Origin of the sequence: Sporosarcina sp. NCCP-2222 (assembly GCF_023168145.1) — a bacterium.
Classification (GTDB): Bacteria; Bacillota; Bacilli; order Bacillales_A; family Planococcaceae; genus Sporosarcina.
This window is the reverse complement of the sequence record NZ_BQYK01000006.1, coordinates 1-11,331: the sequence shown is the minus strand read 5'-3', so window position 1 is coordinate 11,331 and position 11,331 is coordinate 1. Positions and strand designations below refer to the sequence as shown.

Genomic DNA, 11,331 nt, shown 5'->3' with positions numbered 1-11,331 from the left:
AGGCGCAAAATTCCAGTGAATTTGACGATTGGTTTAAAACGTTTGCCCCTGATGGGCACCCTCCAGCAACAGGGGACATGTGGAAATCGCCGGGGCATGCAAAGACACTTCGATTGATTGGTGAGACAGATGCGGACGCCTTCTATACCGGCGAATTGGCGGACGCAATTGATGCCCATGTTGCAGTTCATAACGGCTATTTGCGAAAATCCGATCTCGCAAAGTATGAAGTGGAGTGGGTCAAACCGATCTCGACAAACTACAAAGGGTACGATGTGTGGGAGATTCCTCCAAGCGGCCAGGGAGTCGTGACACTGATGGCACTCAATATTTTTTCTGAATTAAGCCCGGCTGTTCCAAACACCGTGAAAACACTGCACGAACAGATTGAAGCGATGAAGCTGGCATTCGTTGACGGGAAGGCGTTCATAACGGAAGAACGGGATATGCCCGTTGACGTGGAGCATTTATTATCAAAGGAGTACTCAAAAAAGCGTGCGCAGCTCATTACGGATCGCGCGACAGTGCCCGAACCATATGATTTGCCGAAAAGCGGTACAGTTTACTTGGCTACAGCGGATGAAGAGGGGAATATGGTGTCGTTCATCCAGTCGAATTATATGGGGTTCGGTTCCGGCATTGTTGTGCCGGGCACGGGCATCGCATTGCAGAATCGGGGTGTGGACTTCTCGCTCGATCCCAGCCATCCGAATGTGCTGAAGCCAGGCAAACGTTCATTCAATACGATCATCCCTGGATTTTTAACGAAAAATGGACAGGCAATCGGTCCATTCGGAATAATGGGCGGGTTCATGCAGCCGCAAGGGCATTTTCAAGTCGTCATCAATACGATTGACTATGAACTGAATCCGCAAGCGACGCTAGACGCACCTCGCTGGCAGTGGGTGGAAGGAAATAAAGTCCATGTGGAGCCAAATTACCCTAACCACTTGGCACAGGCGCTTACCCGCCTTGGCCATGAGATTGTACCGACGTTAGACAACGGCTCGTTCGGGCGTGGCCAAATCATTTGGCGAAATCCGGAGACAGGCGTCCTTGCAGGCGGGACGGAATCGAGGACGGATGGGACGATTGCGGTTTGCTGAATAAAAAAACGCCAGGACATCGTTGTCTCTGACGCTTTTCTCTTACACAGTAAAACGTTCAATCGCCGTGCTCAGTTCTTCACTCAATTCCGTCAAAGTTACAGCTGATTCTGTCACAGTTTGAATAGCTCGCAACTGTTCGTCTGTTGAAGCGCTCACTTCTTCGCAGGCTGCAGCTGTTTCTTCGGCTGTCGCAGCCATCGTTTGGATGGTGGATGCCACTTGCTCCTTGAGAGTGGCAACTCGCTCAATTTCCTGTAAAACGGATTGGATGGAGGCTTGCATCGTTTCCATAAGGCTTGTGAGCTGATTGAAGGTCAACTCGGTTTCTTGGACGACGCCTCCCTGTTGTTTGAATGCGGCAATTGTTTCTTCTAGTTGTTGGGAAGTACTTTGTGAACCGTCTACCAGTTCTTGAATCACATGTTTTACTTCATCTGTCGCCCTGGTTGATTGTTCAGCTAACTTGCGGACTTCTTCTGCCACAACGGCAAACCCTTTTCCGTGTTCACCAGCCCGTGCCGCTTCAATGCTGGCGTTGAGGGCGAGGAGGTTCGTTTGGGTTGAAATGTCTGTAATTGTATTCATAATGCCGCCAATCGCTTCTACTTTGACATTCAGTTCGTTAAATCCTTCAACCATTGCACGGAACTGGTCTGCAGATAATGTAAAGGAATTGCTTAAATTGATCATTTGAACTTGGCCGTTTTCATTCATCGATTTAGTTTGACCGGCAATTTGAGCCATCATTTCTGCTTTCTTGATGATCTCATTGATTTGCATCCCAAGACCTTCCGTCCGTTCCGCCACCAACTCAGAGTCTTCGGCTGATTTTGCGGCGCCGCCTGCGATTTCGGACACTGCATGGGCCACTTCTGCACTGGATGCACTAGTTTCCTCAGCTACTGCACTTAGATTTTCGGAACTGGACCGGACGTTTCCGGCAGTCGAACGGACAACCGAGATGATGGAATTCATCTGAACAATCATTGTGTTAAAGTTTCCACTGAGTTCACCAATTTCATCTCTTGTTTGACTCTCAGACCTTACAGTCAAGTCACCTTTTGCCACTGTATCCATTAGCTTGCGTAATATGCCGATCGGTTTTGTCATCCTCTGTACCGTAAAATATAATGCGGACAATATGATAGCTAATGTGATGACTGCGATGATAAGCATCGAATTGCGCAAGGATGTCGCCAGTCCGTATACTTCACTTTCTTTATAAACTGCACCTACTTTCCACCCGAATTCAGGCATCGTCGTATAGACGTTAATCTGCTGCACGCCTTTTTCATCAGTGAAATGAGATACACCAGCTTCCTTTTTATATAGAGCACGAACATCAGGGAAATTCATCAAATTCTCACCGGCTTTGGTCGGATGAGAAATGGCGGTCCCGGTTTGATCATACAGCACAGGATAACCTCCATACCCAAGATCAACACTTGAAAGTTCCTCTTGGAGAGCGCCCAGTTGGATGTCAAGTGCTGCAACGCCAACCAATTTGTCTTGGACCACAACCGCTTTCGAGGCGGTAATGACAAAATCTCCTGAGGCTTTGTCCAAGTAAGGCTCAGACCATTGTATTGTTTGCGGAGAAGCAGCGGCTTTTTGATACCATGATCTGGTAGTTGGATCAAAGCTGTCACCGAGATCACTGTGAGGAACGATTGTCAGTTCCTTCTCCGTTGATGCAAAATACACTGCAGACGCACCGTGATAGGAAGTCAGGAATTGAGAAAAAGTACGTTCCATCGCCGCGGACTCATCGCTATGTTGCACGTCTGCTGAATTTGCCAGGAAGTCCAATCCCTTCTCATATTGCAATAAATAATTGGTGATGCCGTAGCCCATCTCTTCCACAATGGGAGAACTGGATTGGATCATGTTAACAGATGATTGCTTCTTTGCTTGGTCATTTGTCATAAAAGTCATGAGGGATATGCCTAAAATAAATAGTAGAGCAACCGTAAAAGTGATTTTCATTTTAATAGATTTGAACATAGGACAATCCCTCTCTAAAAGTAGTTACTCTATTATTTCGTCATCACACGAATAAATTTGAATAGGTATAGAGGTTGTAAAATATACCAAAGTGGAACCCATCTACGGTGCTCACATACAATCACATCAACATATACTCATGTAAAAGGATTGGAGTTGACTCTTATATGAAACCATTGATTGGAATCACGACGGATCTGACTGAAGGACCTAAACAATTTCTTCATGATGCCTATATACGAGCCATTATTCAGGCTGGTGGAGTGCCACTTCTTGTCCCAGCTGGTGTTGGACAGGACGTAAAGCGAATTGAGGAATCACTGGACGGATTAGTCCTATCGGGAGGAGATGATGTCGATCCGTATTTGTTTGGTGAAGAACCCCACCCACAAATCGGCAAAGTAACGCCTGAACGTGATGAGATGGAAATGGCCCTGGCACGGCAATTTCTGAGTGCTGACAAGCCGATTTTAGGTATTTGTAGAGGGATGCAACTGTTGAATATTGTCTGCGGAGGAACTGTCTATCAAGACCTAACTGCCCAACATGTGGAACCATTGATCCAGCATAAGCAACAGGCAGCAAAAAGTCATGCTTCCCACGCCGTTACGCTTACAAAGGATAGTATATTGCACCGACTTGCGGCGCGGAATGAAATACGTGTTAATTCTTTTCATCATCAAGCTGTCCGTGATGTGGCTAGTCCTTTTGTGGTAACTGGCCAGTCAACAGATGGAGTGATTGAGGCAATGGAGAGTACTAAACATCGGTTTGTCCTCGGTGTCCAATGGCATCCGGAAGAGTTACATGCGTCAGGAGACCTGTGTTCCCAAAAGATATTTGAAGTTTTTATTAAAAACTGTTCAAATCTGTAAAGATTTCCATGCGAAGTAGTTCAACTATCCTAATAATTAGTCGATGAATAACGTAAGAAGTATGATTTTCGAGAGGAGATACGGATGAAGATAAGCGATCGGCTTTCAAATGGATTGTTGGATACACAAGCATCTCCTGAAATAGAAAAGTGGGTGCCCAATTTTAATGAATTGGTTTATCATTTCGAAGTTGTTGGTTTTTCACAGTCGGAATTGGAGGAAATTAAGCAGCTCGGTATTCTAATAGACCCCTACTTAGATGAGGTTCTCTGGCAGTTCGTTGCCAAGCTGCACAGCATGCCGGGGGTAGGTGCTTATCTAAAAAAGAATTGTTCAATGGAAGTAGTTAAGATGAAACTGACAGAACAGGTAAAAGACATGTTGAGTGGGGATTTCAAAAAGAATGATTTTCAGAAAACATTGGTTGCAGGAAAAGTTTATGAAAAAAATGTCATGCGACCCCACTGGTATTGGGCATCTTTCCATATGCTGCAAAATGGACTAGTCGATCTCATTTCAAATGTGGTGGTGAATCGCGAGGATGCAAGCCACTACATTCGGGTCTTGTTGAAGGTCTTCTATTTGAAACAGCAGACATTATTAAGTGAGTTCCATGAGCAGCCTGTCCAGGGAAGCTCAAATGAAAGCGACAGAGTGAACAAGGAAATCAAGACGGACATCGGAACAACAAGCCAGAATCTACAAGTGATTAGTCAAAATGTCCAGCTCGCCATGAGAAAAGTAAAGCAGCAAGGGGAACAAGCCGCCAACGCAATGGAACAGTCCGAAAGAAATGCCTCTGCGACGCAGCTGTTGGCGGTGGCAGGGCGGGAAGAATCCCAGCGACTGGGGAAAGAAATGCAACAGATTAAATCACGCATTTCTGATGTGCAGCAATTGTTCAGAGTGGTGAAAGAATCTTCTTGGGAAGTCATCGAAATCATCGACATAGTAAAAACTTTATCAGACAACATTAATTTATTGGCTCTCCGGGTAGAGGCTGAAGCTATCCCATTTATTCCAAGAGATTTGAAGAACGAACGGGCCGCAAGGGAAATTCAGAACCTGTCGGATGATACAAAAGAGTCCATCTTTCGTATGATCCAGTTAATTCGCTTGAATCATCGGTTCGTTGATGGAATGGTTCAAACACTAACCATAGCAGAGAAGCAAATGGAATTAGGAATGGAAAGCTCCAGACAAACGAAGGGAACTTTTAACAAAATAATTGCCAGTATGGATGAGAACTTGCAACTGGTGGAGGATACGACAGAGGCTATTGAAATGCTTTTGGAAGAGATGATGTATTATCAGACCGTAATTGAGGATATCGCTGTGACTGTGGAAGAATTAAACGAAACTGCAAGCCGTTTATAACCCGAAGCGAATCAGGCCTTGGGTTTTTGGCCGTGCTCGAGAAGAAAAGGCAATTTTCCTGTTCGTTCTCTCAACTTCATCCAAAACAAACCGATACATATAGTAACGAAGTACATAAGTACAGGAGGATTGGGATTATGGTTGGACGCATCGGGGGAAGCACTGTGCCGCAAATCGGTGCAAGTGCAGAAAGTGCATCGCCAGAAACAAATTTCATGGTAGAGGAAGTGCAAGCCATCTCTGCGCAAGTGCAGGAGCGAGCCAGCAACGAACAGCCTCTGCCCGTTGAAAAAGCACAGCAAATGACGGACAGCATGAACAATTTTCTAGAGAGCGCCAACACTCAATTGCGCTTTCAACTCCATGATAAACTGAATGAATACTACGTAACAATCGTCGACTCAAAAACAGACGAAGTCGTCCGCGAAATTCCTTCCAAGAAACTCATGGACATCTATGCCGCCATGAAGGAATTTGTCGGACTACTCATCGATCACAAGATTTAAGGGGGACCAAATGATATGCGAATTGGTGGATTAGCATCCGGAATGGATACCGAACAGATTATTAAGGATTTGATGAAGGCACAACGGATTCCGTTGGATAAGATTACGCAAAAGAAGCAGTATTTGGAATGGCAGCTTGACGATTATCGCTCGGCGAATCGTAAACTATTTGATTTTTCAAGCAATACGTTCGACAATATGATAATGTCAACCAATTTCACAAAGAAGAATGTGACTGTTTCTTCGGATGAGGTTGCTATCAAGAACATCAGTTCGTCTGCTGAGTTTACGGGAACTATTGAAGTGCACCAACTAGCGAAGAATGCGACTTTGCAGGGGGGGCAAGTAGTTCACGAAAAGTTGACAAGTGAACAAGTAAGCACTACACGATTGTCGGATTTAGGAATTGGCGTACCTAGTTCGGGTTTCATAACTATGGAGATAAAGACTCCAGGAGAAGAGAAGGCAAAAAAGGTGACTGTTTCGGTTGGAGATTCAATCGGTGCTGTAATCGCGCAAATTAATGAAAAGACAGGCGTTACTGCTTTTTTTGATCAACATACGGGTAAAATTGCGATGTCTTCAAAAAATAGTGGGGAAGGTGATATTGAAGTAACTGGCGAATTGGCAACTGCATTAAAAATTAATACAGTTGAGAATAGCGAGGTTATAAAACAAGCAGGACAAAACGCTATTTTTTCATTCAATGGTCTCCAAACTGAAAGATCCTCAAATACATTCCAGATTAATGGATTTGAAATGAACTTAAAACAAGTGACTGCTCCATTAAAGAGTAATGTGAAAAATGATAAGGGTCTGTATGAAATTGCTGAGGGTGGAAAATCAGTTTCCTTTAACTCCTCTCCTGACACTGACAAAATTTTTGAATCAATCGTCAAATATGTTGATGACTACAACAAATTAATTGAAGAGCTTAACAAGAAAATTCGCGAGCCAAAATATCGTTCCTATCAACCATTAAGTGCTGAGCAAAAGTCGGAAATGAAGGAAAAAGAAATCGAACTTTGGGAGGAGAAGGCGAAAAGCGGGACTCTCCGTAATGATTCCGAAATCTCCAGTTTACTAAATAAAATGAGGTCATCCTTGATGACCTCGGTAGAAGTCAATGGCAAAAAGATGACCCTAAAGGACATTGGTATAACGACATCATCCGATTATTTGGATTATGGTAAGTTAGTTATTAAAGAAGAAGACTTAAAAAAAGCAATTGCTGAAAATCCGAATGCGGTCCATCAACTATTTGCAAAGGAAACTAGTAAAGGAGAAGATGGGAAAGAAACGACCGGTCTAGCTCGTCAGTTGCGAGAGGCTGTTGATACTACCCAAAAAACAATTGCGGAACGGGCTGGGAAGGCCGGATCAGGTAACAAGACATTCCTGTTAGGCCGGACCCTTGACGACATGAACAAGCAAATCGAACGCTTCGAAGACCGCCTAAAAATGGTGGAAAACCGATACTGGAAGCAGTTCACGGCAATGGAGAATGCAATCCAGCGGGCCAATGCACAATCGGCGAACATGATGAATATGTTTGGTGGACAGTAAGTTCTAGTGAAATAATGCATTCCTTATCTCTAGGGATCCCTTTAAAGGAGACAAGCACTAATGGCAATAAATAATCCATATGCAACGTATCAGAACAATTCGGTGAATACGTCGACGCCTGGTGAGTTGACGTTGATGTTATATAATGGTTGTTTGAAATTTATTCAACAGGCTAAGAAGGCATTGGATCAAGGAGATATCGAAGAGAAGAACACGGCGACGCAAAAGGCGCAGGCCATCGTTTCAGAATTGATGGTGACGTTGGATACTTCGGTTCCGGTTGCAGAAAATATGATGATTTTGTACGAATTTGTCAACAATCGTCTCTTGGAAGCGAATATCAAAAATGAAGTGGGCTACTACGACGAAGCGGCTTCCATCATCACGGAATTTCGCGATACGTGGAAGCAGGTTATTCAAATTAACCGGCAAAAACAATATGCTCACACTGATGAAATATGATTCGGCCCGCGATGAAGCGTTGGCAAGAAGTATCCAAGGAACTTCTGCTCGCCACTGCACAACTGGAGGAAGATCAGCGGGATGCTATCATTGAGATAGTGGAACGTCTGCTTGATGAACGAGACATCCTGCAAAAAGAGATGCTCCCTCCTTTTACTTCGGAGGAAAAAGCGGCAGGCAGTGAGTTGGTCGCCTTGGAGAAGCAGGTCCTTCAATCGCTTACCTTGTATTCCAAACAGATCCGTGCAGATATTTCGGCAACTCAATCCAAGAAAGAGCATATGAAAAACTATGTTAATCCCTATGGGAAAGTGGCACGTGACGGCACTTTTTATGATACAAAGCAATGATATAGTAAAGACTGCGAATTGGATTTTCCAAGGGCGCAGTCTTTTTTGTGTACGTTTTATTGTAGATCGCCCAATTTTTAATTTGAAATAAATGTTAACGGGAGTAACTGACTATATGAATGGTCATTCACCGGTAATACGATAGACATATTAGTGGCATTGAAACTGGAGTATGGATCATATGGTAAGGGGGAATGGCCATGATGGTAGTGGGTATGGGGGAGGCTTTACAAAGGGAGCAATATGGCAAGAAAAACTTCATTTTATTTACGACGCTTGGTGCATCCAGTTTTATTGGAACGCTGTATTATTTATTGACCGGACAGGATGCTTTGAAAACGATTAGTATGGCGATCCCCGTCACGGTTGCAGTCATTTTATACGTATTGGCCAGCCGTTCCAAAGGGATGGAAACCATTTTCCCGTGGGTTGTTATCGGATGCACGGCAGGCGCCGCACTTTTTAACGGGTGGATTGGTGATCCTTCTATTGCCACAGTGGGCATCGCATTCTTTATTGTCGGCATCACGAGTGTCCATGTGTCCATTGGACTTATGGGCTATGGGTTTACGCTAGCGTTACTTGTGCTGGTCACTTTTTTAAGCCGTTATCCACACCAGGAACAATTGGCGACGAGCAAAGGAAGTTTAATTCTTGTCTTTCTGCTACTTGGCATCGGGTTATTCATCCAAATTAGGCAGGCGAAAAAACTGGAACTGCAAGTAGGGAAATTTACCGCTGAGCAAAGGCTTCGGGCGGAAGAGGAAGAACGGAAGCACCACGAATTGAATGCAGAAGTCGGGCTGGTGGCGGCTGATTTGAATCACATTGGAGAAATGGCGAAGCGGCATTTGGCGGCGCAGCACGAACTTCTCGAAATCATGGATTCTGTCGCCGGTTCTGTGGAACAGGAAGCGACGCAGATTACTTCGATTGCACGAAATGTGGAGCGGATGAACAATGAGGTCATAGAGATGCAAAGGGAAAGCGATACTATGTGTGATGCATCTTTGCAAATGCAAGAACAATCCAACGAAATTGTGGAGGTCGTGCAGAGCGTCCGCTCCGGCATCGAATCTATCGGGACGGCCCTTGACGCTTTACATGGCTCCTTTGATTCGCTGACGGCCAATATTGGCAAAACGAATCAGTTGGCAACATCCATTGCAACGATAACAGAGCAGACCAATTTGTTGGCGTTGAATGCTTCTATTGAAGCAGCGAGAGCGGGAATCCATGGGAAAGGGTTTGCCGTCGTGGCTGAAGAAATCCGCAAGCTCGCTTCCATGACCGCAGCTACCTTGGTGGAAATTAATATCAATCTAGCGGATGTGAACAAGGTGAATGGACAATCCAGCGCAAAATTGGCAGACAGCAGAGAAAAACTTCATTTGCAAGTACAAGTGACATTACAGGCGGAAGATCGTATGAAGGGGATGCGTGACACGTTAGGGACGTTCCATGAGCAGTTTGTCAGGTTTGATTCCAACATGAAGGAGATTGGAAATGAAACGGCTGCCATTGGCAATATGATGAAGGAATTCGCCGATTTGCTGGCACAGTCAAGCGCAGCTCTGGAGGAAGTGAATGCCACCATCCATACGACGGTAGCCGATAATGAGCATGTTGTGGAAACGTTAGTTGGCACTATGGAGACAACGAATCGATTAACGAGTTAGTGAGCGTGTCAGAAATGATAATTAATTATAGATTTGCTATACTGGAGATAGAAGGTTTGTAGAAATGGAGCGGGTCGATATGCAGTACAAGCGGACAGAATATTTTAGGCATTCCTTCGATGAACCAGTGGATGCAGAATTCCGGCTATTGGTCGGAAAGCATCATGCGACGGCATCCAGTCCGGGCGGGTGTAAACTATTGGACATTAGTTCGGGTGGTGCCAAATTGTACACGGAATATGACATTCCTGTGGAATTGCATGAAGTGGATCTACGCTTGCGATTTACGCTCTATGAACAGCCAATTGAGCAAGAAGGCAAGATTGTTTGGAAGAAACGGTATCAAAACGGTTATCAGTATGGCTTTGATTTCTTAGAACAGCCGTTGATTGCCCGGTTGATTGTCGATGAATTGAAATTACGTGTCAAATCAGGTCGGTAGTAAATGAGGTCTGGACGTAATTTCGTCACAATTCGACATCTTTCTAAAAAACTTTTTAGTTTAAAGAAGGACTTCGAGGGCAATATGGAGAAATATATATCAACGGATAAACAAAGGAGGAGTTCATATGCTAGACTTTAACATCCGCGGGGAAAACATTGAGGTAACACCAGCTATTCGGGAATATGTCGAAAAGAAAGTGCAGAAGCTGGAACGTTACTTTACTGAAGGTGCAAACGCAACAGCGCACGTCAATTTGAAGGTCTACAACGACAAGCAAACAAAAGTGGAAATCACAATTCCGATGAAAAACTTGACGTTGCGTGCGGAAGAACGGCACGACGATATGTACGCCGCAGTCGACTTGATTGTCGATAAGCTAGAGCGTCAAATCCGCAAGTATAAAACTCGAGTGAACCGCAAATTCCGCGAACGGGAAGGCGTCGCCGCATTCTTGCAAACCGTGGAAAGAGAGCGCAATCTCGAAGAAGAGCAAGCGTCTGACGAAAGCGATTTCCAAGTCGTCCGCACAAAGCAGTTTGACCTGAAACCGATGGACCAAGAAGAAGCAATCCTCCAAATGAATATGCTTGGCCATAACTTCTACATCTTTACCGATGCAGAATCTGACGGAACCAATATCGTCTATAAACGTAGAGACGGCAAATACGGTTTAATCGAAACGAATTAACACATCCAGCCTCCGGAAACTTCCGGAGGTTTTTTTGTGGAAACAAGTTTGCTTTGCCGCAAGATGTGGGACGTTTATCTGGCGTTCACCGCGGTAATCAGGCGTTCAAACGGATAAACTGGCGTTCACCACGTTTATCAGGCTTTCAAACGGATAAACTGGCGTTCACCATGTTTATCAGGCGTTCAAACGGATAAACTGGCGTTCGCCGCGGTTATCTGGCGTTCAAACGGATAAACTGGCGTTCACCACGGTTATCTGGCGTTCAAA

The 11,331-nt window shown here is 44.7% G+C and carries 11 protein-coding genes; 10 read left to right on the top strand and 1 reads right to left on the bottom strand.

Going from position 1 to position 11,331, the window contains the following annotated elements; translation table 11 throughout:
* Positions 1 to 1,106, top strand: a 1,106-nt coding sequence (locus NCCP2222_RS13450; RefSeq protein ID WP_248512873.1) for a gamma-glutamyltransferase family protein, incomplete at its 5' end; no start/stop codon positions are given.
* Between the two features lie 42 nt (positions 1,107 to 1,148).
* On the opposite strand, the gene NCCP2222_RS13445 is transcribed toward NCCP2222_RS13450, so the two are convergent.
* Complete coding sequence (locus NCCP2222_RS13445; protein ID WP_248512872.1) at positions 1,149 to 3,113, bottom strand: methyl-accepting chemotaxis protein; 1,965 nt, start codon at positions 3,111 to 3,113, stop codon at positions 1,149 to 1,151.
* A gap of 167 nt (positions 3,114 to 3,280) precedes the next feature.
* Between NCCP2222_RS13445 and NCCP2222_RS13440 the strand changes: the two genes are divergently transcribed.
* The 9 genes from NCCP2222_RS13440 (at position 3,281) to hpf (ending at position 11,061) form a co-directional block, all read left to right on the top strand.
* Positions 3,281 to 3,988, top strand: a complete 708-nt coding sequence (locus NCCP2222_RS13440) for a gamma-glutamyl-gamma-aminobutyrate hydrolase family protein (protein WP_248512871.1) — start codon at positions 3,281 to 3,283, stop codon at positions 3,986 to 3,988.
* 84 nt (positions 3,989 to 4,072) lie between these two features.
* Positions 4,073 to 5,365: a globin-coupled sensor protein gene (locus tag NCCP2222_RS13435; RefSeq protein ID WP_248512870.1), complete on the top strand. Its 1,293-nt coding sequence runs from the start codon at positions 4,073 to 4,075 to the stop codon at positions 5,363 to 5,365.
* A 137-nt stretch (positions 5,366 to 5,502) separates the two neighbouring features.
* Positions 5,503 to 5,871 (top strand): flagellar protein FlaG, encoded by a 369-nt coding sequence (flaG, locus tag NCCP2222_RS13430; protein WP_248512869.1) that lies wholly within the window; start codon positions 5,503 to 5,505, stop codon positions 5,869 to 5,871.
* A 15-nt stretch (positions 5,872 to 5,886) separates the two neighbouring features.
* The gene (locus tag NCCP2222_RS13425) at positions 5,887 to 7,437 is read left to right on the top strand and encodes a flagellar hook-associated protein 2 (protein WP_248512868.1); all 1,551 of its coding nucleotides are present in this window, start codon (positions 5,887 to 5,889) and stop codon (positions 7,435 to 7,437) included.
* Positions 7,438 to 7,497: 60 nt separating this feature from the next.
* Positions 7,498 to 7,899: a flagellar export chaperone FliS gene (gene fliS, locus NCCP2222_RS13420; protein WP_248512867.1), complete on the top strand. Its 402-nt coding sequence runs from the start codon at positions 7,498 to 7,500 to the stop codon at positions 7,897 to 7,899.
* Positions 7,900 to 7,910: 11 nt separating this feature from the next.
* A complete protein-coding gene (gene fliT / locus NCCP2222_RS13415) occupies positions 7,911 to 8,249 on the top strand; it encodes a flagellar protein FliT (RefSeq protein WP_248512866.1) in 339 nt (112 codons plus the stop codon).
* 200 nt (positions 8,250 to 8,449) lie between these two features.
* Positions 8,450 to 9,928 carry a methyl-accepting chemotaxis protein gene (locus tag NCCP2222_RS13410; RefSeq protein WP_248512865.1) on the top strand — a complete coding sequence of 493 codons (1,479 nt, stop codon included), beginning with the start codon at positions 8,450 to 8,452 and terminating at the stop codon, positions 9,926 to 9,928.
* A 64-nt stretch (positions 9,929 to 9,992) separates the two neighbouring features.
* Positions 9,993 to 10,370, top strand: a complete 378-nt coding sequence (locus NCCP2222_RS13405) for a PilZ domain-containing protein (protein ID WP_248512864.1) — start codon at positions 9,993 to 9,995, stop codon at positions 10,368 to 10,370.
* A 127-nt stretch (positions 10,371 to 10,497) separates the two neighbouring features.
* Positions 10,498 to 11,061: a ribosome hibernation-promoting factor, HPF/YfiA family gene (gene hpf, locus NCCP2222_RS13400; protein ID WP_207960623.1), complete on the top strand. Its 564-nt coding sequence runs from the start codon at positions 10,498 to 10,500 to the stop codon at positions 11,059 to 11,061.
* Positions 11,062 to 11,331: the final 270 nt, after the last annotated feature.